General features: G+C 67.1%; 29 protein-coding genes. 16 read left to right on the forward strand and 13 right to left on the reverse strand.

Translation table 11 applies throughout. The features are described 5' to 3' along the window. Positions 1-94: 94 nt before the first annotated feature. On the reverse strand, positions 95-964 hold the full coding sequence (locus GS4_RS03920; protein ID WP_007617716.1) for a sigma-70 family RNA polymerase sigma factor: 870 nt from the start codon (positions 962-964) through the stop codon (positions 95-97). Between the two features lie 105 nt (positions 965-1069). Here GS4_RS03920 and GS4_RS03925 point away from each other — a divergent pair, with 105 nt between their 5' ends. Beyond that, positions 1070-1528: a carboxymuconolactone decarboxylase family protein gene (locus GS4_RS03925; protein WP_007617718.1), complete on the forward strand. Its 459-nt coding sequence runs from the start codon at positions 1070-1072 to the stop codon at positions 1526-1528. 97 nt (positions 1529-1625) lie between these two features. Here the strand turns inward: GS4_RS03925 and GS4_RS03930 are convergent, their stop codons facing one another. The 4 genes from GS4_RS03930 to GS4_RS03950 form a co-directional block, all read right to left on the reverse strand. Continuing rightward, positions 1626-1898 carry a hypothetical protein gene (locus GS4_RS03930; RefSeq protein ID WP_083862640.1) on the reverse strand — a complete coding sequence of 91 codons (273 nt, stop codon included), beginning with the start codon at positions 1896-1898 and terminating at the stop codon, positions 1626-1628. A 692-nt stretch (positions 1899-2590) separates the two neighbouring features. Continuing rightward, positions 2591-4915: a TPR repeat domain-containing protein gene (locus GS4_RS03940; protein WP_007617723.1), complete on the reverse strand. Its 2325-nt coding sequence runs from the start codon at positions 4913-4915 to the stop codon at positions 2591-2593. Further along, positions 4912-5232: a type VII secretion target gene (locus GS4_RS03945; RefSeq protein ID WP_007617724.1), complete on the reverse strand. Its 321-nt coding sequence runs from the start codon at positions 5230-5232 to the stop codon at positions 4912-4914. The genes GS4_RS03940 and GS4_RS03945 overlap by 4 nt, the downstream gene beginning before the upstream one ends. Positions 5233-5462: 230 nt before the next feature. After that, positions 5463-6248 carry a sulfite exporter TauE/SafE family protein gene (locus GS4_RS03950; RefSeq protein WP_007617725.1) on the reverse strand — a complete coding sequence of 262 codons (786 nt, stop codon included), beginning with the start codon at positions 6246-6248 and terminating at the stop codon, positions 5463-5465. A gap of 169 nt (positions 6249-6417) precedes the next feature. Between GS4_RS03950 and GS4_RS03955 the strand changes: the two genes are divergently transcribed. Then, the gene (locus GS4_RS03955; RefSeq protein WP_007617726.1) at positions 6418-6840 is read left to right on the forward strand and encodes a CoA-binding protein; all 423 of its coding nucleotides are present in this window, start codon (positions 6418-6420) and stop codon (positions 6838-6840) included. A 10-nt stretch (positions 6841-6850) separates the two neighbouring features. Next, on the forward strand, positions 6851-7630 hold the full coding sequence (locus GS4_RS03960; protein ID WP_007617727.1) for a hypothetical protein: 780 nt from the start codon (positions 6851-6853) through the stop codon (positions 7628-7630). Here the strand turns inward: GS4_RS03960 and GS4_RS03965 are convergent. Then, complete coding sequence (locus GS4_RS03965; protein WP_007617728.1) at positions 7597-7944, reverse strand: hypothetical protein; 348 nt, start codon at positions 7942-7944, stop codon at positions 7597-7599. The two genes, GS4_RS03960 and GS4_RS03965, sit on opposite strands and share 34 nt — an antisense overlap. 105 nt (positions 7945-8049) lie before the next feature. Then, the gene (locus tag GS4_RS03970) at positions 8050-8919 is read right to left on the reverse strand and encodes a LysR family transcriptional regulator (protein WP_007617730.1); all 870 of its coding nucleotides are present in this window, start codon (positions 8917-8919) and stop codon (positions 8050-8052) included. Between the two features lie 104 nt (positions 8920-9023). On the opposite strand from GS4_RS03970, the gene GS4_RS03975 reads away from it, so the two are divergent. The 4 genes from GS4_RS03975 (at position 9024) to GS4_RS03990 (ending at position 13418) form a co-directional block, all read left to right on the forward strand. Then, positions 9024-9407, forward strand: coding sequence for a YybH family protein (locus GS4_RS03975; protein ID WP_007617732.1), 384 nt, complete (start codon positions 9024-9026; stop codon positions 9405-9407). 72 nt (positions 9408-9479) lie between these two features. Then, a complete protein-coding gene (locus GS4_RS03980; protein WP_007617734.1) occupies positions 9480-10493 on the forward strand; it encodes an alpha/beta hydrolase in 1014 nt (337 codons plus the stop codon). A 131-nt stretch (positions 10494-10624) separates the two neighbouring features. Continuing rightward, a complete protein-coding gene (locus GS4_RS03985) occupies positions 10625-12070 on the forward strand; it encodes a phosphotransferase family protein (RefSeq protein WP_007617746.1) in 1446 nt (481 codons plus the stop codon). 46 nt (positions 12071-12116) lie between these two features. Further along, positions 12117-13418, forward strand: coding sequence for an acyl-CoA dehydrogenase family protein (locus GS4_RS03990; RefSeq protein WP_007617748.1), 1302 nt, complete (start codon positions 12117-12119; stop codon positions 13416-13418). A gap of 14 nt (positions 13419-13432) precedes the next feature. Here GS4_RS03990 and GS4_RS03995 read toward each other — a convergent pair whose 3' ends face one another. Then, complete coding sequence (locus GS4_RS03995; protein ID WP_007617749.1) at positions 13433-14299, reverse strand: polysaccharide deacetylase family protein; 867 nt, start codon at positions 14297-14299, stop codon at positions 13433-13435. Between the two features lie 96 nt (positions 14300-14395). On the opposite strand from GS4_RS03995, the gene GS4_RS04000 reads away from it, so the two are divergent. Beyond that, positions 14396-14755: a MerR family transcriptional regulator gene (locus GS4_RS04000; protein ID WP_007617750.1), complete on the forward strand. Its 360-nt coding sequence runs from the start codon at positions 14396-14398 to the stop codon at positions 14753-14755. A 27-nt stretch (positions 14756-14782) separates the two neighbouring features. Here GS4_RS04000 and GS4_RS04005 read toward each other — a convergent pair whose 3' ends face one another. Beyond that, positions 14783-15637, reverse strand: coding sequence for a helix-turn-helix transcriptional regulator (locus GS4_RS04005; RefSeq protein ID WP_007617751.1), 855 nt, complete (start codon positions 15635-15637; stop codon positions 14783-14785). A gap of 151 nt (positions 15638-15788) precedes the next feature. Here GS4_RS04005 and GS4_RS04010 point away from each other — a divergent pair, with 151 nt between their 5' ends. From GS4_RS04010 to GS4_RS04035, 6 genes are all read left to right on the forward strand, one after another. After that, a complete protein-coding gene (locus tag GS4_RS04010; protein WP_007617752.1) occupies positions 15789-16862 on the forward strand; it encodes an aldo/keto reductase in 1074 nt (357 codons plus the stop codon). Positions 16863-16927: 65 nt separating this feature from the next. Further along, the gene (locus GS4_RS04015) at positions 16928-17950 is read left to right on the forward strand and encodes an isopenicillin N synthase family dioxygenase (RefSeq protein WP_007617753.1); all 1023 of its coding nucleotides are present in this window, start codon (positions 16928-16930) and stop codon (positions 17948-17950) included. A gap of 177 nt (positions 17951-18127) precedes the next feature. Beyond that, positions 18128-19363, forward strand: coding sequence for an acyl-CoA dehydrogenase family protein (locus GS4_RS04020; protein WP_007617754.1), 1236 nt, complete (start codon positions 18128-18130; stop codon positions 19361-19363). A 35-nt stretch (positions 19364-19398) separates the two neighbouring features. Next, a complete protein-coding gene (locus tag GS4_RS04025) occupies positions 19399-20457 on the forward strand; it encodes a hypothetical protein (protein ID WP_007617755.1) in 1059 nt (352 codons plus the stop codon). A gap of 96 nt (positions 20458-20553) precedes the next feature. Beyond that, positions 20554-21090, forward strand: coding sequence for a hypothetical protein (locus GS4_RS04030; RefSeq protein WP_007617756.1), 537 nt, complete (start codon positions 20554-20556; stop codon positions 21088-21090). An 8-nt stretch (positions 21091-21098) separates the two neighbouring features. Continuing rightward, on the forward strand, positions 21099-21584 hold the full coding sequence (locus GS4_RS04035) for a hypothetical protein (protein WP_007617758.1): 486 nt from the start codon (positions 21099-21101) through the stop codon (positions 21582-21584). A gap of 64 nt (positions 21585-21648) precedes the next feature. On the opposite strand, the gene GS4_RS04040 is transcribed toward GS4_RS04035, so the two are convergent. After that, the gene (locus GS4_RS04040) at positions 21649-22179 is read right to left on the reverse strand and encodes a DUF1697 domain-containing protein (protein ID WP_007617760.1); all 531 of its coding nucleotides are present in this window, start codon (positions 22177-22179) and stop codon (positions 21649-21651) included. A gap of 499 nt (positions 22180-22678) precedes the next feature. Further along, positions 22679-23890: a pyridoxal phosphate-dependent aminotransferase gene (locus GS4_RS04045; RefSeq protein ID WP_007617761.1), complete on the reverse strand. Its 1212-nt coding sequence runs from the start codon at positions 23888-23890 to the stop codon at positions 22679-22681. Positions 23891-23984: 94 nt separating this feature from the next. Here GS4_RS04045 and GS4_RS04050 point away from each other — a divergent pair, with 94 nt between their 5' ends. Then, positions 23985-24575, forward strand: coding sequence for a winged helix-turn-helix transcriptional regulator (locus GS4_RS04050; protein ID WP_007617762.1), 591 nt, complete (start codon positions 23985-23987; stop codon positions 24573-24575). Positions 24576-24588: 13 nt separating this feature from the next. On the opposite strand, the gene GS4_RS04055 is transcribed toward GS4_RS04050, so the two are convergent. After that, positions 24589-25158 (reverse strand): TetR/AcrR family transcriptional regulator, encoded by a 570-nt coding sequence (locus GS4_RS04055; RefSeq protein WP_007617763.1) that lies wholly within the window; start codon positions 25156-25158, stop codon positions 24589-24591. A gap of 91 nt (positions 25159-25249) precedes the next feature. On the opposite strand from GS4_RS04055, the gene GS4_RS04060 reads away from it, so the two are divergent. Continuing rightward, complete coding sequence (locus GS4_RS04060; RefSeq protein WP_007617764.1) at positions 25250-26215, forward strand: NAD-dependent epimerase/dehydratase family protein; 966 nt, start codon at positions 25250-25252, stop codon at positions 26213-26215. 6 nt (positions 26216-26221) lie between these two features. On the opposite strand, the gene GS4_RS04065 is transcribed toward GS4_RS04060, so the two are convergent. Continuing rightward, positions 26222-26989 (reverse strand): methyltransferase domain-containing protein, encoded by a 768-nt coding sequence (locus GS4_RS04065; protein WP_007617765.1) that lies wholly within the window; start codon positions 26987-26989, stop codon positions 26222-26224. Positions 26990-26992 lie beyond the last annotated feature (3 nt).

The following is a 26992-nucleotide window of genomic DNA, read 5'->3' on the forward strand; positions in this document are numbered from 1 at the left end:
GCCCGTTCGTTCCTCCGCCCCGAACTCTTTCTTCCGCCGGCTGCATACGGCGGAAGAAGAAGTTCGGGGCGGAAGAACGCGCACGCGGTCGGGGTCAGTCGAGTACCGCGGTCAGATCCAGTGCGGCAATGCGTTCGGCGTCGGCGATGATGTCCATCGCCGTGACGCGACCGCCTGTGACACTGAACGTCGCGATCGACGACACCGCGTCGCCGGTGAACGCCAGCACGCCGATCCGGTCGTCGATGCGCACCATGAGGGTGCGTTCGACAAGGCGCTGGAACTGTGCCGCGCGGCGTCCGACCTTCGCTGCGCCGACCACCGGACGAAGCAGCCCGTCGGTCCGCAGCACGATGTCGGGGTCGAGGACCTGCATGAGTTGCTCGAGGTCGCCGCCGCGGGCCGCCGAGATGAACGCCTCGACCACGCGCCGTTGCTCCCCCAGTTCGATGCCGCGGGTCGGTGACGAATCCTGGACGCGGGTGCGGGCCCGACTCGCCAGCTTGCGGGTCGCCGCCGACGACTTGCCGACGATCGCCGCGATCTCGTCGAACGGCAGCGCGAAGAGGTCGTGCAGGACGAAGGCGAGGCGCTCGTCGGGGCCGAGCGACTCCAGAACCACCAGCAAGGCGACGCTGACGGAGTCGGCCAGTAAGGCTTGTGGCTCCGGGTCCACGGATTCCTGCAGCGGCAGGATGACCGGCTCCGGTCGTTCGTCGACATCCAGTGAGTCGGTCGGGTGGGCCCGTCGGCTGCGCAGGATGTTGAGGCAGATACGAGACGTGATGGTGGTCAGCCATCCTGCGACGTTGTCGACATCTGCGGACCCCGACGCGGAGGCTCGCAACCACGTCTCCTGGACGGCGTCCTCGGCGTCGGCATGCGAGCCCAGCATGCGGAACGCCACGGAGCGTAGGTGGTCGCGCTGGGCCTCGAACTCGCTGGTGAGGTTGTCGTCGGTCATCGGTCTCATCCTTCCGGTCACATTCCGTCGGCACGGGGTGTCAGGGATATGAACCGCCAGAACCGGTCGATGTGACCGCATCGATCCGCACCCCAGGAGGAAACCATGACCGCTCGGATGACCAACCCCGCCACGATCCTGCCCGGAATGGTCAAGGCCGTGCCGCATTTGCTCGGCGCAGTCGAGACCGCCGGCATCCCGGTGGTGCTGCGCGAGTTGATCGGGTTGCGCATCAGCCAGATCAACGGATGCGCCGCCTGCGTCTACGCACACGCCGCCAACCTGCGGGCCGAGGACGAGTCGACCGATCGTCTCGACACCCTGCCCGTCTGGCGTGAATCGCCGTTCTTCACCGACGCGGAACGCGCCGCACTGGCGTTGGCGGAGTCGGCGACCCGCCTCGCCGACAGCCCGACCGACGCGGTCTTGGATGCGGTCTGGGACGAGGCGGCCGACCACTTCGACGAGAAGGAACTCGCCGGCCTGATCGTTCTGATCGGCACGATGAACTTCTTCAACCGCCTCAACGTCACCATCAAGGAGCCGGCCGGCGTCACCTGGTGACGCCGAGTGGTTCTGACCGCAGTGCCAGCGCGAGGCCACGACGATAATTGTCGTGGCCTTCCGCTGGCACCGCGTCGGTGACGATGCTTCGGTTGGCTCAGGCGCCCCCGCGCACCTCCCACTCCATGTCGGACCGGACCTGGTCGGCCAGCCGTCGGCTGACGTCGTCCGGCAGGTGTACCCACGAGTTCTGTTGTTGCCAGCGGTAGTAGGCGTCTTCGACCCTCGACCGGTACTCGTTCGGATCTATTCGCGGCGTCTGCTCCTGGAGTTCAGGGAACTGCGCGCGGATCTCATCCGGCGTAGTTCCCTCGGGTGCGCGAAGGGCGGCGATGATGTGCGGGGGAAGTCCCTCGAGTTCACTCGACATGGCGACGTCCATCCTTTCCGGTTGTCACGCAGCCGAGTTCGGCCAGCCCGGACTCGGCGGCAGGAGCTCGGTCGTGAGGGGCTGTGTGATGGGTGGGTTGTCGCAGCGTCTGCTGTTGTGGATATTCGGCAGCATGTTGTCGACGCCTTTCCAGTCGCCGAACACATCGGTAATCGGCTGGGTGAGATGACCCCGCAGACTTGACGGCGGGGCTGTCCCACTACGCCGGTATGTGAAGAACAGCAGGGCCTTCGTCCAGTCTGCGTGCGCCGGAACATCGGCGCACACTGCGACTGATCCGAAGTCCGGGCTCGTCGCCGTCTGGCCTGGCGCCGCGGGATACGGAACGGCGTAGAAGTAGGCCACGTGCGGCGCATAGACTCGCGTAAAGGGATTGAACTCGTAGTCGACTATGGTCCCGATTGCTCGCCGGTATCCCGGGGCCGTCGAATTCAAGCCCGCCATTATTGCTTGATAGTAGGACTCAGCGATCGCCCGCACGAATGTGCCGTCACTCGAAGTGAGGTCCAAGCTGGGTGTCGCCAGCCAACGGATCGGAAAATCACCCGCTGTCGGCATCGAAGCAGAGGTTGGTGGCCGGGGTCCGTCAGACTCGACTGTGGTGCCGCAAGCGACGGAGCAGAGTGTGGAGGCGACAATAGCCACAAGTGCGATCTTTTTGAACGTTGGCATCACGGAACTGGAGCATTTCGGGGGTTCATTGGAATGCCTCCGATGGGAGGCTTTCCAGCGCCGATGTCAAATGCGGTGTCCCATCCCTCCAACTCTCCGTTCGAGAGTTTCACCATCATGTTCTGCAGTGCGCTCAACTGCAGGGGGTTCTTCTGCAGGAATTCCCAGGTCAACTGATCGCCGTTGAACCATTGAGGGTTCTGCTCGGCGATGGCGGGATTCTGATGGGCGTAACCCAGGAACTGGCTGATCTGGAGAATTTCGCGATCGTTGAGGGTTGCCACTCCGATTCCCTTCAACCCTTCGGTGCTGGAATTACTTGCGGTGTCTTGGTCAGGAGCAGGACCAAGCAGCGCCGCGGCGAGCTGTGGTGGAATTGCCGCGGCCGCGTAGGAGCCCACGAGCGGTATCGTTCCGATTCCTGCCACTGCCTGAGAAAAGGCCCCCATCTTGTTTTCATAATCCGCGACCGAGTCCTGATAGGCGGATTTTTTCAGGAACTTGAGTTCGTCGGCGTAACCAGTCTCCATTGCGTGATGAATCAAGCCTGCGGCGCGGCCGATCGACGGATTGTCGGGATTCATCCCGTACTGATACGCGAGATGGTTTTGCCACTGCGAACCAGCGTGGTTGAAGATTGCTGCCGCGTGTGGATCTGAATCCATCGCTTGGAACAAATTATGGAGTTCTCCGGCGGTGAGCGAATCGGCGCCCAGTGTAGGTATTCCCGGTCCGACCGCCCCGCTGAAGCCGCCGAGGTAAGGCGACAACGCCGTCGACAGCGTCTGAGCCAGATGGGGGCTTTTGACGCCGACTTCCTGGCCTATCGAAACATTGGAGCCATCGCCGAAGTAGTGCGCAAGTGCATTGGCGGACGCGTGAGCCTGTCCGGCGAGGAAGTGATTCGGTGACAGGGCGTCGTCGCGCGTCCACGAGAACAAGTCGTCGATGCTCTGCTTCTCGGTCCCCCATGCGTGGCCCATGATCCCGTCGATATGGGTGTCGGCGACATACCTTCCGCCGTCGCTGCAGGTGACGTTCATGTTCGTACCGGTGAGGAAGTCGTGGACAGCGATTTTGTCGGCGCCGGCCACTCCGAAGACCTTGCCCAGGATCGTATTGGCGTTGCCCCCTTTGGCGCCGAGCACCTCGGAGCTGTCGCTGATGCGGGCGCCCGGCTCAGCTGTCTGGGCTGCGATCTCGGATGCCTGCTTGAGAAGTCCCCGGTTGACATCGCTTCCGACGCGATAGTCGTGATCGCTCTTGTCGAGCAATCCACTCAAGGCAGTGAGCTCGTCGATCCGCTTCACCGCTACGCCGTGTTCCGGACGCCCTGGAACTCCCGGTGCGACAACGACCATGCGATCGAAGCGCCTGCCTACGAGGTTCTCTGTGAGCAGGCTGCGCACCGAGGTCGGCAAAGTGTGCATCCCACCTCGGTCCCCGGCGGCAGTCGTCATCCCAGGCATCCCCATGATCTGGAACCCGTTGGCCAGTGAAGTCTTGACCGCTTCGCTCTGATCGCCCACGCCCATCTTCGCGATCTCGGTGACATCGCTGGTTCCCAAGTCGTTCATCAGCGTGCGTAGGAAGTCGTACTCGCCCTGAGACATCGTGGCGGGCTTGCCGTGCTGGAGTGCTGTCAGCTGATCCTGGTTGAGACTGGTGGCGACCCGGAGCGAGGTCAACTCGTCGGGTGTGAGTCTGCGACCCTCACGCAGCGCTGCGGCCACCCGGTGTCCGACACCTGCGCCGACGCCCGCGCTCACGGGTGCATTGAGATGTAGCGCGGCACTCGCGGCGCGGACGGCGGCGGCACACTTGTCGTCTGCGGTGCCGAACTCGCGGGCCAGCCGGGTCATCGCCACCGTGGCGTTGGTGGCGTGTTGCGCCCGGGCGGCTTTGAGGTCGGCGAGCCGCTTCTCTTTCACCGGGTCGCCGGCGGCGAAGAAGTCGGCAAGCCCGTAGTTGTACCCGTCCTTCACCTTCCAGTCGTCGCTGACCGTGTAACTGTCGGCTTCGTAACCGGCCGTTCGCTCCTTCAGTCGACCTGAGATGTGCGACATCGAGGTGTGTCCACTACTGATCGCCGCGCTCAGCTTGGTGAACGCCGACGAAACCCTGCCGAATTGCGTGTACTCACGGTCCGCTCGCGAATCGGCAGACTTCCGAGCTCCTCCCGACCAATCCAACTCGGTGATCGTGGTTCGCAGGTTGGCCGCGTTGTCGTGCACGAACGAGGCGTACGACGTCGCCTTTGTCTGGGCACCTGTCATCCCGGACAAATTCAGCGAATCGATGATCGTCCGGGTGGGGATCGTCACGAGGACCCGCCCTTGGGAGGTTGGTTCAAATCGCCGAGACCCTTCAGTCGCTGCGCCGCCCCCACGTCGGAGTCCTTGTACTCGGTCGCGGAGGTGGTCAGGATCGACTGCCACTCTTCCAGTCGTGCGCGGACGACACCCACGGCAGAATCTGCTGCTTGCCTCGATACGCGCAGCGCGGAGGCCGTCGCCAAGGTGGACAGTCCGACCGACGCCGAGGTGAATGCCGACCCGTCGGTCTTCGCGTTGTACGGCCCGGAGGGTTCCAGCTTCTTGGCCGCGCCTCGCAGCTCGCCCGGATCAACTCGTGTCGTCATCTGACCCCGTCATTCGTGCCGCCGTTCTGCAGCCGCCACGCAGGGATCGTAACGGCTCATCCAGATGGTCAGACGGCCAGAAGAGAGCGCTGGTTCCATTGCGCCCGTAATATCCGGATCGCCCGGCGATGCAGTCGGACGACGGTCGCCACCGCAGCGTCAGCGCGAGGCCAGGACGATAATTGTCGCGGCCTCCCGCTGGCACCGCGGCCAGAACCGCGGCACCCGGCTCAGGTCGTCAGCAGTCGCCAGAGGCCGATGATGCCGACGACCACGATGACCGCTCGGAGGGCGTTGGGCGACAGGCGCCGACCGAACCGGGCCCCGATGAGTCCGCCGACCAGCGAGCTGATCGCGATGAGACCGGCTGCGGCCCAGCTGATCCGATCGAAGGCGACCGCGGTGTAGGTGACCGCGGCGACGACGTTGACGATGAGGGCCAGCAGGTTCTTGGCCGCGTTCATGCGCTGGAGGTCGTCGGCGACGATGACTCCCATCGCACCCATCAGCAGGATGCCCTGTGCCGCAGTGAAGTACCCGCCGTAGATGCCGACCGCGAACGTCGCGCTGACGAGGGTGATCATCCGGGGTCGGTTCAGGATCGGGGAACCGTCGGTGTCGTGGCCGCCGATGCGGCGTGCTGTCCACCGGTTGAGCGCGGGTTGGACGACCACCAGGATCAATGCGAGGACGAGGAGGATCGGCACGATCGTCTCGAACGCGGATTCCGGCAGTTTCAGGAGCAGATAGCAGCCCACCAGTGCGCCGAAGAAGGAGGCCGGGATCTGCCAACGGAGTCGATCCCATTGACCGCGCAACTCGCGGCGGTATCCCCAGGTGCCGGAGACGCCGCCGGCGACGAGGCCGATCGCGTTGGACATCGTCGCTGTGACCGGCGGATACCCGAACGCCACCAGTGTCGGGAAGGTGATCAGGGTGCCGCTGCCGACCAGCGTGTTGATGGCACCGGCGCCGAGTCCGGCGGCCAGGATGGCCAGGATTTCGTGGATCGGCATGCGATCACGGTGTCACGCCGCCGGAACCGCCGTTCACCGGGTCGGCACAGTGGCGGAGACGGACAGGAGCCGTTCCTGCGAAACGCGCCGGCACGACCGACATGCCGGACACCGTGGCCGCGGCGGACGCGGCGCGGTACAGCGCGGGAGGACGACCTAGACTCGGGGCATGGCCACCACCGACGAGGTCGTCGAACAGATCCTGAACACCTACGACACCATCACGGTCGTCGGCGCGAGTGCGAACCCGAGCAAGGCCGCGCACGATGTTCCGGCGTTCATGCAGGAGCGTGGCTGGCGGATCATCCCGGTGAACCCGCACTCCGACGAGATCGTCGGTGAGAAGGTCCACCGCACACTCGCCGACGTTCCGGAACAGGTCGGACTCGTCGACGTCTTCCGACCGTCGGCCGACACCCCGGAGATCGCGCGGCAGGCGGTCGCCGCCGGTGCCACGGCACTGTGGCTGCAGCTCGGGATCGCCAGCGACGAAGCGCGGGCGATCGCCGAGGAAGCCGGGCTGCTGTACGTGGAGGACCGCTGCCTGATCATCGAGCAGCGGCGCACCGGCATCGTCGTCACCGGTCGCTGAGTCGAACCCGGTGGACAGCGTCCTGGCCCGGGCCCTGATCGAGGACCCGACCGAGGACGGTCGCCTCCCGCTGTTCCTGCTGTTCCTGGCGTTCCTCGCGACGTTTTTGATCACCCGGACCATCACGCGGCTCATCCGCGCGGGCAAGGGGCCGTTCCGGGACCGGGTGGCCGGGGGTGTCCACATCCACCACGCCATCCCGGGCATCGTCCTCACGATCGCCGGCGCGTTCACCTCGGTCGCGGTCGACGGATCCTCGCCGGGGGCCGAGATCGCGGCCGTGCTGATCGGCATCGGCGCATCACTCGTGCTGGACGAGTTCGCGCTGCTGTTGCGGCTGCAGGACGTCTACTGGGAGCGCGAAGGCCAGTTGTCGGTGCAGGTCGTGTCGCTGACCATCGCCGGTCTGGGGCTGATGGCGATCGGCATCGACCCGCTGTCGGATCACACGCTCTCGGTCGGCCATCTGGTCATCGCGATCAATCTGCCGTTCCACGTCGCCGGCGTCCTGATGTGCGTCGCGAAGGGCAAGTACTCGACTGCGTCGGTCGGGGCATTCATCCCGCCGGTGGCCTGGATCGGCGCAATCCGGTTGGCGCGTCCGCATTCGGCATGGGCCAAGCGGCACTACTCGTCGGAGAAGCGGGAGCGTGCCGCAGATCGGGCACACCGATTCGACGATCGCTACGGCCGCTGGGGCCTGAACATCGAGGACCTCGTCGCAGGTAAACCGACGGCGTCCCCGGCTGTGTCAGGTCAGGAGCCCAGCGACCCGAAGGGTGCCGCGTAGGGGTTGCTGTACGGCGACGAGAACGGGCTCGCGAACGGGCTGCCCGGTGTGGTCGACGGCGGACAGAACGGCGGCGTCACCGAGACCGTCGACTTCGGCGGCACGATCGTGACCGTCGGGTAGGAGCTACCGTCGGGGCACACGTAGAAACTGGTTCCCCGTCCAGTCGTGTCCCCGTCGTTGATGCACACGGTTCCGGTGCAGGTCACCTTCGCGGCTGCGGCAGCAGGACCGGCGGTCCCGACCAGCCCGGCGAGGCCGCCGAAGGTGGCGCCCGTGGCGATCACGGCCGCGCAGATGCGTCGCTTGTTCATGAGTACTACCTCGTCCCCCCAGCGGGGCGGACTCCCCGGCCCCCCGTGACAGATCACTGTGCCACCCATCCTTGTCAATGGCAACCATCGATCTGCGATGACGAATCAGGCTGCGACCTGGAACGCAGCGGTCGTGAAGTCGAGGAACGCAGTGACCGCGGCCCAGGCGGGGCGTCGCCACACGAACCCGAGGACGGCGGGGGCGTCGGCTCCGACGATCGGTCGGGAGGCGACGATGTCGCCGCGATCGTCGGCGATGGACCGGGACAGGATCCCGATTCCCAGTCCGCTACGGGCCATCTCGGCGACGGCGTCCGGAGACGAGGCCTCGAGCGCAACCGGTAGTCCCAGGGTCCGATCGAAGGCGCCGCGGATACCTGCGCCGGGTGGGAGGCAGATCAGTGGTTGTCCCCGCAGGTCGTCGGAGGTCAGCGATGACTTGCCGAGGAAGGGGTGGTCGCGGGGCAGCACGGCGACGATGTCTTCGCGGATGATCGCGCGATGGTCGAGACCGGACGGCAGGTCGCTGGACCACCCGGCGAGTGCGACATCGAGTCGTCCGGCGGTCACCAGTTCGATCAGGGTGGGCGAAGCGTCTTCGATCAATGTCAGTGCGACGCCGGGGTGCGTGTCGCGGAACCGGCCGAGCGCGGTGAACAGCGGCGGCAGCGTGCAGCCGTCGACCATCCCGATGCTCAGCGATCCGGCCGCGAGATCGGCGACGTCGGCGACGGCGCGGGTCACCGACTCTGCCGCGGTCAGGGTGTCCCGGGCTGACGGTAGGGCGGCCTCTCCCGCGGTCGTCAGTCGTACCTGACGTCCGGCGCGATGGAACAGCGCTGTGCCGAGCTCGCGCTCGAGGGCGCGGATCTGTGCACTGATGTTGGGCTGGGTGGTGTGGGTCCGCTGAGCTGCGGCGGTGAACCCGCCCTCGACCGCCACCGCGACGAAGTACTCGAGTTGCCTCAGTTCCATAACTGACAACTATACAAAGCATCACTTCAATCAGTTGTACTTCTGGACTCTCGGCGCCGATCCTGGAATCAGCAGAGCAACAGACACAGAAGAGGAGTTCGACGATGACCGATCAGAAGCGCCCCGACATCGAGACCGCTCGGCGTCCCGAAGACATCACCCGACTGTTCGTGCAGTTCTCCAACGAGGGCGACGCCGATGCCGTGGCCTTGCTCTACCACGAGGACGCCGTGATGGCGTATCCCCCGGGTCAGGTCACCGAGGGCCGCGCGGCGATCCGCGAACTGTGGTCGAAGGTGCTGGCCAACCGTCCGACGTTCACTCCGGAAGAGCCCCTTCCGACATTGGTGTTCGGAGACGGACTCGCGCTCACATCCACCCCTCCGCGTGACGGCGCAGGTGCCCGCGCGCAGGTCGTCCAGCGTCAGGCGGACGGTTCCTGGGTGCGGATCATCGATCAGCCGGAGTTCGTGTCCACCGGAGCGTGACGAGAGTGCGGGTGGACGGGTCGGTTCCGACCTCGGGACGTCGACGACACTCGAGCGGTAGTGTCACCGAGCATGGCGCGCGTGTCGTTGACGTCCGCCGTTGCTCGGGGGGTCTTCCTGCTGATCGCGCTCGTGGTGCCGCTGCTCGTCGCACCGGCCGGTGCGGTGGCCCGTCCCGGCGACGCCGGCTCGTACCTCAAGTCCATGAAGCGGACCAGTGGTGACCTGTGGACGATGACGGTCCACTCCGCCGCGATGGGCCAGGACATCCCCTTGCAGGTCCTTCGGCCGTCGGCCAACCGGGCGGGGGCGCCGACCCTCTACCTGCTCAATGGCGCGGGCGGCGGCGAGGACAAGGCCAACTGGCTGCGCCAGACCGATGCGCTGCGCTTCTTCGGTGACAAGTTCGTCAACGTGGTCATCCCGCAGAAGGGCATCGGGAGCTACTACACCGATTGGATCAGCCGCGATCCGGCCATCGGTCGGCCGATGTGGCAGACCTTCCTGACGCGTGAACTCCCACCGATCCTCGATCGTGCGCTGAACACCAACGGCCGCAGGGCTATCGCGGGACTGTCGATGTCGGCCACCTCGGTCCTGCAACTCGCGATCTCGTCGCCCGGGTTGTATCGATCGGTCGCCTCGTACAGCGGATGCGCGCGGACGAGCACCCCGGAGGGCCAGGCCGCCGTCCGCGGGATCGTGTTCTCGGCCTCGCAGGCCAACGCCGACAACATGTGGGGCCCGGTTGCGTCGCCTGTCTGGACTCATCGCGATCCGTATCTGAACGCCGAGAAACTCAGGGGGACCACCCTCTACCTGTCCAGTGGGAGCGGGCTGGCGGGACGCTACGACACCGTGGACAGTCAGGCGCCCGGTGCGCCGCCGCTGATCGATCAGGTGACCGTCGGTGGTGCGATCGAGGCGGCGACCCGATCCTGCACCGTGAACCTCGCAGAGAAGTTGCGCGCCTTGCGAATCCCCGCGACAGTGCATCTCCCGACAACCGGCACCCACTCGTGGGGCTACTGGCAGGACGAGTTGCACCGATCCTGGCCGACCGTCGCGAGGGGTCTGCGGTCCTGACCGCGACAGCCTGCCCCACGGACTGCTCCCATCCCCGCGCGTTCACGCGCACCTGCAAAACGCGACAGCGCTGACGCATCTCGTGTTAGCGTCACTCTCGTCGCGGCGGTGCTACTCGAGGGGTTGGCTGAATGGTCGAGGGACCGTCGGGCGTCGGAGTGTCCCGAGCTACCGATCCCGACGTGGTCGCCGCACGTATCGCGACGCGGCTGAATCTTCTCGAGGACCGGGACTGGGAGGCCGCCTCGGCGCGGGTTCTTCCGGCCGGTGCCAGCCGCACCACCTACGCCGTCGATCTCGCGGACCCCAACGGCGAGAAGCGGTCGGTCATCGTCCGTGCGGTGCCTGCTGCCGAGCCCGGTGCCGCGGGATTGGCAGCCGAAGCGCGAGTGTTGTCGGCCGCGATGGCCGCGGGCGTACCCGTACCCGCTGTCCTCGACGTCGCCGACAGTGCTGACGGTGCTGACGGGCACGATCGTGCCGACTTCCTCGGGTTCCCGTACGTGGTGATGGACTTCGTCGATGGGGAGTCGATACCGCGGAAGATCCTGCGCGACGACACATTCACGTCCGCCCGCGCGGCGTTCGTGACACAGGTCGGCGACATCCTCGCGCGTATCCACACCATCGACGACGACGCGGTGGGTGAGGTCCCGGTCGTCGACGACCCGGTCGACGCACTCGGCCGGTTGTTCCCCCGTGAGTACGCGGAGATGCCCGCGGGTCTGGTGCTGGCCACCGAGTGGCTACGCGCGCATCGCCCGGAGTCCGCTCACAGAACGGTGGTGCACGGTGACTTCCGGTTGGGGAACCTGCTGGTCACGGCCGACGGCGTCTCGGCCGTACTCGACTGGGAGCTGGTCCATCTCGGCGATCCGGTCGAGGATCTCGGTTGGCTCTGCGCCAAGGCCTGGCGGTTCGGTGCGGATCGAGCGGTTGCGGGGATGGGGGATCGCGACGACCTGCTCGACGCCTACGCGCGGGCTGCCGGATGGCGGCCGAGTATCGACACGCTGCGGTGGTGGGAGTTGTACGCGACTGTCCGGTGGGGGCTGATCTGCGGTTTTCAGGCCAACCGACATATCGACGGTGCGGAATCGTCGATGGAGTTGGCCGCCGTCGGGAGACGTAGTGCCGAACAGGAATTCGACGCATTGCTCGCGCTCGGAATCGTCGACCCCGAGCACGTTCCCGATCCGCTGACCGCGCCGTCGACGGCCGACGAGCGACCCCACGGACCACCGTCGCGCGGCGATCTCCTCGCTGCGGTGCGCGGGTTCCTGACCGGCGAGTTGTCCTCGGAGGCGTTGTCGGGCTCCGCCCGATTCCACACGAGGGTCGCCGCCAACGTCATCGACATCGTGCACAGGCAACTGCTCCTCGGCGACCGCCAAACTCGCGAGAGTGCGCTGCGATGGCGAGAACTCGGCGTCGAACCGGACGCCGACATCGTCGGTGCGTTGCGTGACGGGGCCCTCGATGCCACGGATCCGGCGGTTCGCGGTGCCGTCGCCGCTGACGTACGCGACCGCTTGGTGGTGGTCAACCCCCGACACTTCTCGATGCCGAATCCCTGACCAGACAGCACCTCCCGACCATCCATCGCTCGAGATCGAGGACTACGTGGACTTCGCACTTCCGACCGAGTTGACCGACTACCTGGCCGAACTCGACGCCTTCATCGAGGCCGAGATCGTCCCGCTGGAGCAGATCGACGACAACATCCGGTTCTTCGACCATCGCCGCGAGGACGCCCGCACCGACTGGGAGCGCGGTGGCCTGCCGACGCGGGAGTGGGAGGAACTGCTGGGCGAGGCGAGGCGTCGGGCCGACGCCGCCGGCCACTTCCGGTATCCGTTCCCGGCCGAGTTCGGTGGTCGGGACGGCTCCAACCTCGGGATGGCGGTCATCCGTGAGCACCTGGCGTCCAAAGGTCTCGGGTTGCACTGCGATCTGCAGAACGAACACGCCATCGTCGGCAACAACATCGGGCTGCTGCTGATGCTGGCCTACGGCTCCGAAGAGCAGAAGTCGGAGTGGGTGGACGGGCTCGCGGACGGGACGAAGTTCTTCGCCTTCGGGATCACCGAGCCCGAGCACGGCTCCGACGCCACCCACATGGAGACCGTCGCAGTCCGTGACGGCTCGGACTGGGTGATCACGGGCGAGAAGACATGGAACACGGGAATCCATGTCGCGCATCGGGACATCGTCTTCGCCCGGACGAGTGGGGAGGCCGGCCAGGCGGAGGGGATCACCGCGTTCCTGGTCGATCCCCGGGCCGAGGGGTTCACGGTGGAGGAGTACCTGTGGACCTTCAACATGCCCACCGATCACGCCCACATCACCCTGCGCGACGTCCGGGTACCCGACTCCGCAGTGTTCGGGGCGGAGGGCGAGGGGCTGCAGGTGGTCCAGCACTTCTTCAACGAGAACCGTATCCGGCAGGCCGCGTCGAGCCTCGGGGCGGCGCAGTACTGCGTCGACCGGGCGGTCGAATTCGCCAACGAGCGAGCACCTTTCGGCAAGAAGTTGTCGACGAATCAGGCCATCCAGTTCCCGCTCGTCGATCTGCACACACGCTGCGCGATGGTCCGGGCCCTCATCCGCGAGACGGCGTGGAAGATGGACACCTACGGTCCCTTCGCCGCATCGCAGGAGGTGTCGATGTGCAATTACCAGGCGAACCGACTCTGCTGCGATGCCGCCGACACCGCGATGCAGGTGTTCGGCGGCCGGGGCTATTCCCGGCACGAGCCATTCGAGCACATCTACCGACACCACCGCCGCTACCGGATCACCGAGGGTGCCGACGAGATCCAGCAGCGTCGGATCGCCGGCTATCTGTTCGGCTTCATGAAGTCGGGTGCTCCGAAGGGTGTGCGTCCCAGCGGCCCCCCGCCCGCGCCGGCCCCGCGCGCGTAGGACGCGAACGGTAGTCAGAGCTGCGCGCGGTACGCATCGACGATCTCGTCCGTCGTCGTCAGCCAGGCGTCGGGCTGGGCGGCGAGGTAGGCGAGTGCCTGATCCAGGTATTTGTGCCGGAACGGCTGCCCGATCACGAAGGGATGCAGGGCGATCGGCAACACCCGACCGCTCGTCGCGGAGTCTGCGAGCAGCTGTTCGTAGCTGTCGACGACCATCTGCAGGAAGTCCGGCCCGGTGAGGCCCTTGCAGAAGAGCAGGAGGTCGTTGAGTTCCACCGAGTACGGCACGCTGAACATGTCGGGAACCGTCAGTGGGAACGGCTGGTCATCGTGCGTCCAGTCGAGAACGTAGGAGTAGCCGAGCTCGGCGAGCAACTCCGGCGTGCGATGTGTCTCGGTCAGGCCGGGTCCCATCCATCCGCGGGGTGATCGCCCGGTGGCGGTTCGGATGGTCTCGGTGATCTCGGCGAGCACCCGACGCTCCTCGTCGATCGACAGGCCGGTGTGGAGCTCGGAGTTGGTGCGCCCGTGTGCGAGCCACGTCCAGTCGCGGTCGACGCCGGCCGCGATGATCTGCGGGTAGGCGTCGACGACGGAGGAGTTGAGCAGGACGCTCGGCCGGACGCCATGCCGGTCGAGGCTCTCGATGGTGCGCCAGATCCCGACCCGCGAGCCGTAGTCGCGCCACCCGTGGTTCAGCGCGTCGGGTGTCAGCTCTGCGGTGCCGGGCCAGATGCTCGTCGACGGCCGGTCGAAGACGAAGTGCTCCACGTTCAGGCCGATGTGGACGGCGACCTTCTTGCCGTCGGGCCAGACGATCGGATCGCGGTCGACGATGGGGCTGTAGTCGTAGGGCGGTGCAGGTGTCTGGTTCGTCATGGCGCAGACCGTAGGACCTGACACGGGTGTCAGGGTCAAGTGCGATCCCGACGCCAGGCCCGGGCGCGAGGGGCGTGGACTGCGTATAACGGGAGCATGCGTATCGGTGAGCTGGCACGACGGACGGGCGTGAGTGAGCGGTCACTGCGCTATTACGAGCAGCGCGGTCTGTTGGCGGCCGACCGGACGCCCGGTGGACAGCGGGAGTACACCGAGGCCGCGGTGGACCGCGTCATCCACATCCAGGAGCTCTACGCCGCAGGCCTCGGCAGTCGGGCCATCTCGTCGCTGCTGCCGTGCATGCGCGACTCCGACGGCGGTCCCTCGGATTCTGCGACGCCCAGGTTGATCGAGAGTCTCGCCGCCGAACGGGCCCGCATCGACGACACGATCCGCGACCTGCGGAACTCGCGGGCCGTACTCGACGACGTCATCGACGCCGCCTCCCAGGGCTGAGCCCGACGACCCGCTCGCGTGCCTCCGTCAGAGCGCACGCAGGTGACGAGGGCGAGTGCGGGACAGTTCGTCGAGGGCGGTCTGCGATCGATCGTCGGCGGCCCGGTAGACGATCAACCGGAGGTCGGGGTCGTCGAGCGGGTTGAGCACGTCGAAGGACACGGTCACCGGACCGACGACGGGATGCAGCATCGGTTTGTCACCCCGGGCGCGTACCGAGACCTCACGGGACCGCCAGTAGCCGGCGAATTCGACACTGCCGCTCTCGAGTTCGTCGATGAGTCGTGCGAGTTCCCGATCGTCGGCGTGGTCGGCCCAGGCTGCCCGGAGGTCGAGGACCGCGCCCCGGACCACCTCGTCGCGATCTTGGTAGAAGTCACGGAAGCGATCGTCGAGGAAGCATCGGCGGAGCACGTTGAGACGTCCGTCGGACTGCTCGTCGAGATCGAGCAACAGCGCCGACATGATCCCGTTCCAGGCCAGGATGTCGAGCCGGTGGTTCACGATCATCGCGGGCAGGGGATCGAGATCGGTGACGAGTCGGGCTAGCCCCTCCGGGACAGACGGTCGAGTGGTCGCGGCTGGGACGCGGTGCCCGGCGAGGGTGAACAGGTAGGTGCGTTGATCGTCGTCGAGCCGTAGAGCCGCGGCCAGCGCCTCTGTCACCTGCACCGACGGCCTGACATCGCGTGCCTGCTCGAGTCTCGTCAGATAGTCGACGCTGACGCCCGCGAGCGTCGCGACCTCCTCGCGACGCAGTCCTGGCGTGCGTGACGGACCGACCCGCTCGGGCAGGCCGACCTGCGCCGGACGCAACGCCTCACGTCGCCCGCGCAGCAGCGCAGCCAACTCCTGACGCGCGATCGGGGACAGGGTGCTCACCTGGACAGGCTAACGAGGATCCGGCGGATCAGCCTGGTACGGCGATTCCCAGGACGATCTCGGCCTACCAGTGCGCGGTGGACACGGGCACCGTCGGTCATGGCCGATGGACATCGTCGGCGACCCACCACCGATTGCGAGGAGTGCGAAGATGGCCAGCTTGACCGACTACCGACTGTTGGGACGCTCGGGCCTGCGGGTGTCGCCGCTGTCGTTGGGGGCCATGACATTCGGGGATGTCTGGGGATGGGGTGCCGACAAGCAGACCTCCCGCCGGATCTTCGACGCCTACCTCGATGCGGGTGGTAACACCGTCGACACCGCGAATGCGTACACCGACGGTCAGTCCGAGCAGTACCTCGGTGAGTTCGTCCAGGGGCGACGGGAATCCGTCGTGATCGCGACCAAGTACACGGGTAGTCGCGATCCGTCGAACCCCAACGCCGGCGGGAACGGACGCAAGAGCCTCGTGGCGTCGGTCGAGGCCAGCCTGCGCAACCTCGGCACCGACTACATCGACCTGCTGTACGTCCATGCCTGGGACGGGCTGACGCCCGGGGAGGAGATCATCGCGGCGCTCACCGACCTCGTGCGCAGCGGCAAGGTCCTCTACGTCGGGATCTCAGATGCGCCGGCATGGCAGGTCGCGCGACTGCAGACGATCTCGGAGCTGCGCGGATGGGCGCCGTTGGTGGCCCTGCAGGTGGAGTACAGCCTGATCGAACGGACCGTCGAGCGTGACCTCATCCCGATGGCCGCCGAACTCGGGCTCGGCGTCGTGCCGTGGTCGCCGCTCGGCGGCGGGGTGCTGACCGGCAAGTACACCGCAGCCGACCTGGAGGTGGCCGCGACCGCTGCTCTCGGTGGGACGCGGCGCGAGCATGCCGCGGCATCGGGCTCGCTGAACGAACGCGGACTCGCGATCGCCGACTCCGTCGGGAAGATCGCTGCCGAACTGGGCGTCCGTCCGGCGCAGGTGGCTCTCGCCTGGACGCTGCAGAACCCGGCGGTGGTGAGCCCGTTGATCGGTGCGCGGACGCCAGAGCAGTTGAGCGAGAACCTGGCGGCGCTGACCGTGGAGTTCGACGACGACCACCTTCGTCGGCTCGATGAGATCAGCGCGATCGCAGCGGGATTCCCGCATGACTTCTTGTCCAAGCCGATGCCCCGCGGATTCATCCACGGCACCACCGTCACCCGCCCGCGTCCGACGATCCGATGGTGACCTGACCGCCACCCATCTGCCACGTGAGCGTCTAACCCTGGCCGACCGCGCCGCCGACGCCGACAATGGTGGGCATGTCCGCCGACGTCCCGACGCAACTGCCGGTCATCGATCTCGCGGTCGCGGAGACCGACCCGGTGGGATTCCGCGAGCAACTCTTGGCGGCGACGCACGAGATCGGCTTCTTCTACCTGGTCGGCCACGGCATCCCCGCCGATCGGATCGCCGAACAGGTGGCGCTGGTCCGTCGGTTCTTCGCGCTCCCGGCCGAGGCAAAGGACGAGATCAGTCAGCTGAAGAGCCCACAGTTCCGGGGCTATTCGCGGCTCGGTGGCGAGCTCACCAACGGCCGGGTGGACTGGCGCGAGCAGATCGACATCGGCCCGGAACGCCCGATCATCGAGGGTGCGGAAGGCTACTGGCGTCTGCAGGGCCCGAACCTGTGGCCGTCGGCGCTCCCCGAACTGCGCCCCGCCTTCGAGGAGTGGAACTCGACGTTGTCGCAGGTCGGGGTGCGGCTGTTGCGTCACTGGGCCATCGCGCTGGGCGCTGACGAGCACGTCTTCGACGAGGCGTTCGCGGATCGTCCGGCCACGCTGACCAAGGTCGTCCGCTACCCGGGCAGCGACGAGACGACCCAGGGCGTCGGCGCGCACAAGGACTCGGGCGTGCTCACCCTCCTGCTCGTCGAGCCGGGCAGCGAAGGGCTGCAGGTCGAGGTCGCTCCCGGGGAGTGGCTCGACGCCCCACCGCTCGACGGAGCGTTCATCGTCAACATCGGCGAGTTGCTCGAGGTGGCCACCGGGGGATACCTCCGTGCCACCCGGCATCGGGTCCTGGCACCTCGCCCCGGCACCGACCGGGTGTCGGTGCCCTACTTCCTCAACCCGTCGTTGGATGCGCACATCCCGATCCTCACGCTGCCGCCGGAGCTCGCCGAGCGGTCCCGCGGCGTCGAGGCCGATCCCGACAACCCGATCTTCACCACCTACGGCGAGAACGCCTGGAAGTCGCGGACCCGCGCACACCCCGACGTCGCGGAACTCCATCACGGCATCGTGCCGGCCGGACCGGCGTCGGCGTACTGACCGCGATGCAGGCGCGGGCATCCGCGATACGCGGACCCGGCCCGCTTGCAGCCAGCGTGATCGGAAACCTTTGTGGAGCGAGTCGATCGCAGCAGACTGACGACGAACCCTGTTCGTTCCCAGCATGATTGGACGGGACGAACGGGTGCACCCTGTCGCTCGTCGAGGAGATCTGTGATGACCGCATTGTCCGCGCCCGTCGGCGTACCCCTGATCACGTCGGCGGCAGACGCCCTCCGCGTCGCCGACGAGGTGGCGGCCGAGATCCGGCGGACGTCGGTGGAGCGGGAGCTCACCGGCACACTGCCGATCGAGGAATTGCAGCTGGTGTCCCGGTCCGGGCTGCTCGGGATCGGTGTCCCGGCCGTCGTCGGTGGGCCCGACCTCGCACGCAGCGTCATCGTGGAGGTGATCCGTCGACTGGCTCGCGCCGACTCCGCAGTCGCGCAATTGTTGTTGGCGCACTTCGTCTTGAGCGAAGGCATCTCCGGTCTCGGTGACGCTGAACCCGCCGCGACGATCTACCGCGACATCCTCGCCGGCGCGCAGCTGGGCAACGCGACCGTCGAACGCGGCACCAAGCGCTCGGTCGACCGGACCACCACCGTCCGTGCGACGGACTCCGGGTGGGTGCTCGACGGGACGAAGTACTATGCGACCGGCACCCTCGGCGCGTCCTGGATCGCGGTCGCGGCGACTGTCGCCGACTCCGATCCGGTCAGTACCGCAACAGTTTTCGTGCGACCTACCGACCCGGGCGTGACCTTGCAACTGGACAAGTGGTCGTCCTTCGGGCAGCGCGGTACCGCCAGCGGGCAGGTCGTCTTCGCCGAGGTCCCGGTCGAGGATGTGTACGTGCTCGACGAAGGACCGGCGGTCGACCCGGCGACCGCCGACCCGGCGATACTCGGTGCATACGATCAGGCCATCCACGCCGCCGTGGACATCGGCATCGCACGAGCCGCCCTGGAGGACGGCGCCGAGTTCATCCGCACGCGGAGTCGCCCGTGGTTCGAGGCGGGTGTCGAAAGTGCCGATCAGGAACCGCATGTGGTGCGGCGGATCGGTGAGCTGACCGCGCGCCTGTACGCGTTGGAAGCCCTCCTTGCCCGCGGTACCGATCTGATCGACGTCGCGCGTGCCGAAGACGAGTTGACCCGCGACAGTGCGGCCGCTGCGTCCCTGCAAGTCGCCGCCGCGAAGTCGCTCGCACAGGAGCTCGCGGTCGAGATCGCCTCCGGCATCTTCGAACTCACCGGCGCATCGGCAACCGACACACAGTTCGCGCTCGATCGGCACTGGCGCAACGTCCGCGTCCACTCGCTCCACGATCCGGCGCGCTGGAAGTACGTCCACCTCGGCAACCACACGCTGCACGGCACCCGACCACCGCGCCTGGGCGTCCTGCTCTGAGTTGCGTCACCCACAGTGAACCGAGGAGAACAGCGATGACCGGCTTCTATCTGACCGGGAGCATCAACGTCCCGACCGTCGACGACGCCTTCACCCTCGTCGGTGAACGCTTGCAGCCCGGTGTGACCCGGGTGCCGGACGGCGAGACCGGGGATCGCGCCAATTGGGTTCTGACGCAGGCAGATCACTTCCTGGCCAACGACACCCTCGACGTGGTCGACGGCAAGGCTCGCGTAAAGCCCGGCACCGCCGTCGGATTCGACGAGATCGACTACCACTCGGTCGCCGTCGAGTCGTACGTGTCGTTCCGTGCAGCGCGCGACGACGGTCGGTTGGCGCCCGACACCCGTTTCCTGGTCTCCATCCCCACCCCGTTCAACGCGGTGAACTCCTTCGTCGAACTCGACTCGCAGGTCGAGGTGGCCCTCGCCTACGAGGAGGCGCTGCGGCCGAGCGTCGAGCGGCTGCAGGAACAGATCCCGCCGACGGATCTCGCCGTGCAGTGGGATCTGCCCACCGAGCTGGCGACTGTGGAGGGATGGTTCCCCAATCCCTACAGCGGTGTCGAGGCGATCCTCACCGCGACAGCCCGACTCGGCGACTGGGTCCACGACGACGCCGAACTGACCTTCCATCTCTGCTACGGCGACTCCAAGTTCGGGGCCTCGCCGTTCATGGGTGATCCGCCCGACGCCGCGGCCGCTGCCCGCGGTGGGCGCCACATCCTGCCGCGCGATGCGTCGGCAATCGTCACCGTCGCCAACGGATTGTCGCGACACGTCGGCCGCCGGATCGACGCGTTCCAGGCCGCCACCGTGGCGGCCTGGAATCGACGCGCACACTGGCAGCCGCTGGCCGGTCTCGCGATCGAGGCCGACACCGAGTTCTTCCTCGGACTGGTCCACGCCGACGACGGCGCGGCCGGCGCTCGCCACCGGATCGCGCTCGCGACGCAATTCCTCCCGGAGTTCGGACTGTCGACGGAATGCGGCCTGGGCAGGCACTCCGATGACCAGCTGGCCGACGTTCTCACCGCGTGGTCCGAGCTCACGGCCGCGGATCTCTTCGCCGCGTCCTCGGCGCGGGTCGGCTGACCGGACCGGCGGACTCGCACATCCCGTCCGGTCACGTAGCCGATCGGTGCTAGTTTCAACAGACGTCGTCGTCCATCCCACGCTGGGAGGGGAGATATGGCATCGCGCAGGCTAGCATCCATCGCGGGTGCGATCGGGATCGTCGCCGCAACGGCATTCGGCACCGCAGCACCGGCATCGGCACAGGTCACCATCGATCGCGGTCAGGTCGGTCGCGTGGTGCTGGGCACCCAAGCCGATTGTCGGGTGGCACCTAACGGGCTCACCGCCCGCGGTGGTCCTTTCGTCGTCAGCGCGCCCCCGCGTACCGCTGCGATGAACGTCCGCAGTCGGGTCGTCAAGATCGTCAACCGCAAGCCGGTCGCGATCCCCGGGAGCACCTGGTCGGCCTGGAAGCGTGTGACCCCTGCGTCACCCGCGACCTACAGCGGCGGCTACGTGTGGACGGGCAACGTCCGGGCGACGCTCGAGGTCGGTCACCTGGTCGAGTTCTGGGGTGTCCGAGGCGGACTCCGTGGCGCGGCGCTGGCTGCGTACGACCGCTACCTGACGACCACGAGCGGCGCACCCGATTTCGGCTCACTCGGCCCGTGGCTGCCCAGCCAGCGCTACTGCCAGATCCCGCGGCGGTGATCGGGTAGATGATCGCCGTCATCGTCATCGTGGTCACCATCGTCGTCGCCGTGTTCGTGCTCGGTGGCGCCGCCTGGTTCGCCTATGACTCGGACAAGCGCGTCAAGACGTTTGCGCGGTCGACCGAACTGGTCCCCGGCAAAGAGGGGCGTGCGCCCGCCGAGTGGACCACCGCGTCGTCTCGGGAGGCGTTGCTGCACCGGCGGATCCGATATGCGATCGCCGACGTCCACGGCAACCCCGCCATCGAGCACTTTCCAGACGTCCTGACCGCACGAGACGACCTCGACGACGCCGTGTTCGCCATCGACGACCGTCTGATCGCGGCGAGTGAGCTGCCGGACGAGGGCAAGACGGCCGCATTGGACGGCATCGAGGCCGCCGTCGAGGTGCTGGAGGCGCTTCCGACCAAGTTGTGGGAAGCGCCGACCGAGCAGCAGCAGTCGGACCTCGGCGCGACGGCCGGCTCGCTGCGCAAAGCCGCCGCTGCCTGACCCGACCACGCCGGGGGCCGCTACCAGCGGCCGTGAGGAAACGCGCGACCGCCGCAGCCGCTGATCAGGTCTGGTCGGCCAGGTCGATGAGTTTGCGCACGGTCAACAGATTGCGGCCGGTCCCGGTCACGCCGAGCCCCTTCGCGATGATGGGTGCCGACAACTTCGACTCACCGACTCCGCGGTCGTAGCGGATGTGCAGATCCCGTCCGATGACCTTCAACTGCTCCCCGCCGAACGAGCGCGCCTCGAACTCCGCCGCCTTGGTCTCGTCGGGCGCGCCGGTCAGTGCATAGACGTAGGAGAACTTGGGCTCGGTGACCTCGAAGGGATGCGCGTCCAATGCATCCGCGTACTCGTCGCGGCTGCGGCTGATGACCTCGCGGAAGTAGCCGAAGCGGCTCTCGATGGCTTTCTCGAGTTCTCGATCGAAGACGTCCGGGGCCTCCGGGGGCGTGCAGAGCAGGTTGCCCGACGCGATGTAGGTGGACACGTCGGTCGCGCCGAGTTCTGTTGCGATCGAGCGGAGGTCGGCCATCGGCAGTTTGGCGCCACCGACGTTGACTGCTCGGATCAGGACTATGCGCGTCGACATCGGGTCATTGTCGCACCGTGTCGATCATCCAGAACCCGACTCCGCCGACACTCGTGTGAATGCGACGGCCGAGACCGGGTCGGGAACGTCCAGATCAGGAGGAGCGAGCCGCAGGAACGCTCAGATGACGGTCGGTCGCGGTGCCGGATCGGGCTCCGGTGGACGTGGTGGTTCCGGAGTGGGCTCCGGGGTGGGGACCGGGATCGGCGGCTCCGGTGGAGGCTCGGGGATGGGCTCCGGCGCCGGGGTCGGCTCCGGAGGTGGAGGCGGGGGAGGAACGGGTTGGCCCATCGCACAACTCCTTTCGCGCCGAGTCATCGCGAGCGGTGCTCGACTCATCGCGTCCGGGCCACGAATGCGCGGCCCGGATCCCAGCTGTACTGCCGACGGCCGACGGACTCGGGCCGTACCACCGACACTACGCCTGAAACCCGATGCCCGACGTTTGGTCGGAACCACGCGTCGACCCGTGCGCCCGTGGCGCGTGCCAGTCGGATGGTCACTGGCGATAGTTCGCCAGGAACTTTCCGATCCGACCGATGATCGCTTCGAGATCGTCGGCGTGCGGCAGCGTGACGATCCGGAAGTGGTCGGGTCGTGGCCAGTTGAACCCGGTTCCCTGCACGATGTGCAGCTTCTCCTGCAGCAGCAGGTCGAGGACGAACTTCTCGTCGTCGTGAATACGGTAGTGCTCCAGGTCGATACGAGGGAACACGTAGAGCGCTCCCTTCGGTTTCACGCAGGTGATACCCGGGATCGCGTTGAGTGACTCCCACGCACGGGTGCTCTGCTCGTAGAGCCGACCACCAGGTGCGGTCAGCTCGAAGATGCTCTGACGCCCGCCGATGGCGACCGGGATGGCCTGTTGAGCCGGGACATTCGCGCACAGCCGGAGTCCGGCCAGCATGGTCAGGCCCTCGATGTAGCTCGCGGCGCCCGAGGTCGGCCCCGACAAGACCATCCAACCGGCCCGTAGTCCGGCGCTGCGGTAGACCTTGGACAGCCCGGAGAAGGTCACGCACAACACGTCCGGCGCGAGGGCAGCGGTGCTGGTGTGGGTCGCGCCGTCGTAGAGGATCTTGTCGTAGATCTCGTCGGAGAACACCACGAGCTCGTGTCGCCGGGCGATCTCGAGGATCTGTTCGAGCACCTCGGTGGGGTAGACGGCCCCGGTCGGATTGTTGGGGTTGATCAGCACGATGGCCCGGGTGCGATCGGTGATCTTGGCGGTGATGTCGTCGAGGTCGGGGTACCAATCCGACTGCTCATCGCACAGGTAGTGCACCGCCCGACCGCCGTTCAGCGCGGTGGCGGCCGTCCAGAGGGGGAAGTCGGGGGCGGGTACGAGTACCTCGTCACCGTTCTCGAGCAGTGCGGTCATCGCCATCATGACCAGCTCCGACACCCCGTTGCCGAGGAAGACGTTCTCGACGTCGACGTCGGAGACCCCGCGCGTCTCGTAGTACTGCACGACGGCCCGACGGGAGTGGAGCAACCCCTTGGACGTCGAGTAGCCGGTGGAGGCCGGCAGCGAGCGCACCATGTCGGAGAGGATCTCCTGTGGGGCCTCGAGTCCGAACTCCAGCGGGTTGCCGGTGTTGAGCTTGACGACGTGATGCCCCTCGGCCTCGAGTCGGGCAGCCTGCTCGGCCACCGGGCCACGGATCTCATACGAGACTCCAGAGAGCTTGCTCGACTGTGTGACCTGCATTGTCGTTCCTTCCGAGGGTGTCGCTGACGCAAGAGTACTTGGAGTCTCCAAGCATATACTTGGAATTTCCAAGTGTCCGTCTACGATGGTGAGCATGCCACGTCGGAGCTATCAGCACTACTGCGCCATCGGTCGGGCGCTCGATGTCGTCGGCGACCGGTGGAGCCTGCTGATCGTCCGGGAGCTGTGCGGAGGCGCGCGCCGCTACAGCGACCTCTTCGCAGATCTGCCCGGGATCAGCACCGACGTGCTGGCCACGCGCTTGCGTGAACTCGAGGGCGACGGACTCGTGGTGCGGCGGAAGATCGGCCCGCGGGCGGGGGCGTCGGTCTACGAGCTGACGCACGAGGGTCGCTCACTGCGTCCGGTACTCGCGTCGCTCGGGGATTGGGGAGCGCACCGACTCGGTGAGCGGGGTGATCAGGATGCGGTTCGCGCGCACTGGCTGGCGTTTCCGCTCGGTGGTCGAATCGCGGAGCAGATCGGTGCCGGGACGGTCAACGTGCGCATCGGCGCCGAGCAGCCGTTCCATGTGGTGGTCGGCGACGGTGCTGTGGAACACCGTGACGGTGAGATCGACACCGCCGATGTGGATCTCGAGCTCGACCTCGACGCCGCCATCGCCGTCGTCCGCGGTGAGCGATCCATCGACTCCGCTCGAAGCGGTGGTACGGAACGACTGTGAGAGCGGTCTCGCGCTACGAATCCGGCCGGGCGAGCGCCCGCATCTGCTGCACCACCTGATCTCGACGGGCAGCGGGATCGGAGGTCCCGAGCACCGACTCGGCGATACCGCCGAGTGTCCACGCGCCGACGACCACCGTGATGGCGGTCAGCAGGAGATGCTGTGCCGCTTCGTGATCCAAGCCGGACACCGCGCTCTCGAGCCGGGTGACCTGCGCTGCGCACATCGACTGCCGACGATCGAGCGCGACGGCATGCCCGACCTCGAGGCTCTCCCAGGCCAGTAGTCGGGGGAGTGTCGGCTGCCGACGGCATCGGTCGAACAGGTCGCCGGTGAACCGTCCGGCCGCGTCGGGATCGGCGAGGCTGCCCTCGAGTCCGTCGAGCAGCGTCCCCAGTTCGCGCGAGAGCACCGCATCGAAGAACCCCTGCTTGTCGCCGAAGTACTTGTAGACGCGCTCCTTGTTCACGCCCGCATCGCGGCCGATGGCGTCCATCCGGGTCCCGGCGAACCCGTGCTCCGCGAACTGCCGGGCGCCGGCATCCAGCAGTCGCTGTCGCGTGCCCTCGGTGTCCCAGGCCATCCTGCGATCGTAGTCGATCTCCAAACAAATGGTTGCAATTGCCCGCGGACGCTGCGTAGCCTCAATTCCAACCGAACGTTTGGAGTTTCTGATGAAGAGTCTGGTGCTGGGCGCGCGAGGAGCCGTCGGGCGAGTGGTCGTCGACCGGCTGCGCAGCGACGGGGTCGAGGTGGTGCCCGCGGGTCGCACCCCTCCCTCGGGCGGTGTGCGGGTGGATCTCGGCGCATCCGACGGCCTGTCCGCTCTGGCACGGGCAGCGCGCGGGGTCGATGTGGTCGTCAACGCGTCGGGTGTCGAGGACCCACGGATCGGCATGCACGTCGGATCGACGCCGCTCGTGGAGATCTCGGCCACCGCGGCGTACCTCGACGCGCTCGCCACCGACGCCGCGGCCGACGCGACCGTCGTGCTGGGAGCCGGGCTCGCGCCCGGCCTGAGCACGGCGATGATCGATGCACTCGCCGTCGAACCAGGTGACGAGGTCGACATGCTGATCTCACTCGGGTCAGGTGAAGCACACGGAGCCGCGGCCGTGGAGTGGACCGCGCGGCTGATCGGTGCGGATCTCCACGACCCGCCCGAGAGACGTCCGGTCCGCAATTTGATCGACGTGCACCGCGGTGAGGATCCCGGCGGACGGCGACGTCGGTACCTGCGCGCCGACTTCCCCGACCACCTGTTGCTGGGCAGGTCGCGAGACGTCACGGTCCGTAGCCATCTCGCGTTGAGCTCCCCGCTCGCGACGGCGTCGCTGGGGCTGGTCGCCCGCGTGCCCCGGCTCGCCCCGCTCGTCGCCCGATCACCACACATCGGAGGTGCCGACTGGCATCTGGTCGCCGACGCTCGGCGCAGCGGCGAGCGGGTCGTCGCGACGGGGGTGGGTCAGTCGATCGCCACGGGTGTGCTCACGGCGTTGGCCGCCCAGCGGATCGCCGATCGCCCCGGTGCAGGACTGGTCACCATGGCCGACGTCCTCACGCTCGCCGAGATCGCAGGGCAGGCCGCCGACGCCGTGGCACTCGAGCCGGCGGTGAACCGGTCGCGCCCGATGCGCTGACCGCGCTCAGCGGTGCGCGACGACGAAGGTGCGCTGGAACGGCAACACGGTGCCGAACTCGCGCCGCGGATAGGCCTGCTGCAACTCCGCGGACACCTCGAAGGCGTATTCCTCGCGGAGGTCGTCGTCGAGAGCCTGCAGGAAGGGGCGTGCACCCGTCCCCGACAGCCACTCGAACACGGGGTTGTTGTCGCCCTGCAGCACATGGAGATACGTCGTCGACCACGCGTCGACCGACCATCCGCGGGTCGCGAAGAACTCCAGATAGTCGGCCGGCCCGCTCCGCGGCAGGCGACGGACGCCCGACAGGAACTGCTCGAACCGTGGACGTGCTGCGACGTCCGAGAGGATGCGATGAGTCGGGGACTCGGCGTTGTCGGGGACCTGGATCGCGAACGCGCCGGCGTCGGCGATGCTCGTCGCGAGTCGTTCGATGACGGTGAACTGATCGTCCACCCACTGGAACATCGCATTCGAGACCAGCAGGTCGATCGGACCGTCGGGGTGCCAGGTCGCGGCGTCGCCCGCGACATACGACGCCCGCGGGTCCTGGTTGTCTGCCTGAGCACGCGCGATCATGTCGGGCGAGGAGTCGACACCGAGGATCTCGGCATCCGACCACCGTGCGCGCAGGTGCTGCGTCAGATGTCCAGGACCGCAACCGAGATCGACGATCGTCGACGGATGGGTGGGCACCCGCGCGATCAGATCGAGGAACGGACGCGAGCGGTCGTCGGAGAACTGCAGATACCGGCTCGGGTCCCACGAGGTCATGAC

This window comes from Gordonia soli NBRC 108243 (genome assembly GCF_000334455.1).
In the GTDB taxonomy this organism is placed as follows: domain Bacteria; phylum Actinomycetota; class Actinomycetes; order Mycobacteriales; family Mycobacteriaceae; genus Gordonia; species Gordonia soli.

Bases quoted from the DNA above. Each gene is read 5' to 3' on its own strand.
- GS4_RS03920 (WP_007617716.1), bottom strand. From the start codon at position 964: ATGACCGACGACAACCTCACCAGCGAGTTCGAGGCCCAGCGCGACCAC.
- GS4_RS03925 (WP_007617718.1), top strand. From the start codon at position 1,070: ATGACCGCTCGGATGACCAACCCCGCCACGATCCTGCCCGGAATGGTC.
- GS4_RS03930 (WP_083862640.1), bottom strand. From the start codon at position 1,898: ATGTCGAGTGAACTCGAGGGACTTCCCCCGCACATCATCGCCGCCCTT.
- GS4_RS03945 (WP_007617724.1), bottom strand. From the start codon at position 5,232: ATGACGACACGAGTTGATCCGGGCGAGCTGCGAGGCGCGGCCAAGAAG.
- GS4_RS03950 (WP_007617725.1), bottom strand. From the start codon at position 6,248: ATGCCGATCCACGAAATCCTGGCCATCCTGGCCGCCGGACTCGGCGCC.
- GS4_RS03955 (WP_007617726.1), top strand. From the start codon at position 6,418: ATGGCCACCACCGACGAGGTCGTCGAACAGATCCTGAACACCTACGAC.
- GS4_RS03965 (WP_007617728.1), bottom strand. From the start codon at position 7,944: ATGAACAAGCGACGCATCTGCGCGGCCGTGATCGCCACGGGCGCCACC.
- GS4_RS03970 (WP_007617730.1), bottom strand. From the start codon at position 8,919: ATGGAACTGAGGCAACTCGAGTACTTCGTCGCGGTGGCGGTCGAGGGC.
- GS4_RS03975 (WP_007617732.1), top strand. From the start codon at position 9,024: ATGACCGATCAGAAGCGCCCCGACATCGAGACCGCTCGGCGTCCCGAA.
- GS4_RS03980 (WP_007617734.1), top strand. From the start codon at position 9,480: ATGGCGCGCGTGTCGTTGACGTCCGCCGTTGCTCGGGGGGTCTTCCTG.
- GS4_RS03985 (WP_007617746.1), top strand. From the start codon at position 10,625: ATGGTCGAGGGACCGTCGGGCGTCGGAGTGTCCCGAGCTACCGATCCC.
- GS4_RS03995 (WP_007617749.1), bottom strand. From the start codon at position 14,299: ATGACGAACCAGACACCTGCACCGCCCTACGACTACAGCCCCATCGTC.
- GS4_RS04000 (WP_007617750.1), top strand. From the start codon at position 14,396: ATGCGTATCGGTGAGCTGGCACGACGGACGGGCGTGAGTGAGCGGTCA.
- GS4_RS04010 (WP_007617752.1), top strand. From the start codon at position 15,789: ATGGCCAGCTTGACCGACTACCGACTGTTGGGACGCTCGGGCCTGCGG.
- GS4_RS04015 (WP_007617753.1), top strand. From the start codon at position 16,928: ATGGTGGGCATGTCCGCCGACGTCCCGACGCAACTGCCGGTCATCGAT.
- GS4_RS04020 (WP_007617754.1), top strand. From the start codon at position 18,128: ATGACCGCATTGTCCGCGCCCGTCGGCGTACCCCTGATCACGTCGGCG.
- GS4_RS04025 (WP_007617755.1), top strand. From the start codon at position 19,399: ATGACCGGCTTCTATCTGACCGGGAGCATCAACGTCCCGACCGTCGAC.
- GS4_RS04030 (WP_007617756.1), top strand. From the start codon at position 20,554: ATGGCATCGCGCAGGCTAGCATCCATCGCGGGTGCGATCGGGATCGTC.
- GS4_RS04035 (WP_007617758.1), top strand. From the start codon at position 21,099: ATGATCGCCGTCATCGTCATCGTGGTCACCATCGTCGTCGCCGTGTTC.
- GS4_RS04040 (WP_007617760.1), bottom strand. From the start codon at position 22,179: ATGTCGACGCGCATAGTCCTGATCCGAGCAGTCAACGTCGGTGGCGCC.
- GS4_RS04045 (WP_007617761.1), bottom strand. From the start codon at position 23,890: ATGCAGGTCACACAGTCGAGCAAGCTCTCTGGAGTCTCGTATGAGATC.
- GS4_RS04050 (WP_007617762.1), top strand. From the start codon at position 23,985: ATGCCACGTCGGAGCTATCAGCACTACTGCGCCATCGGTCGGGCGCTC.
- GS4_RS04055 (WP_007617763.1), bottom strand. From the start codon at position 25,158: ATGGCCTGGGACACCGAGGGCACGCGACAGCGACTGCTGGATGCCGGC.
- GS4_RS04060 (WP_007617764.1), top strand. From the start codon at position 25,250: ATGAAGAGTCTGGTGCTGGGCGCGCGAGGAGCCGTCGGGCGAGTGGTC.
- GS4_RS04065 (WP_007617765.1), bottom strand. From the start codon at position 26,989: ATGACCTCGTGGGACCCGAGCCGGTATCTGCAGTTCTCCGACGACCGC.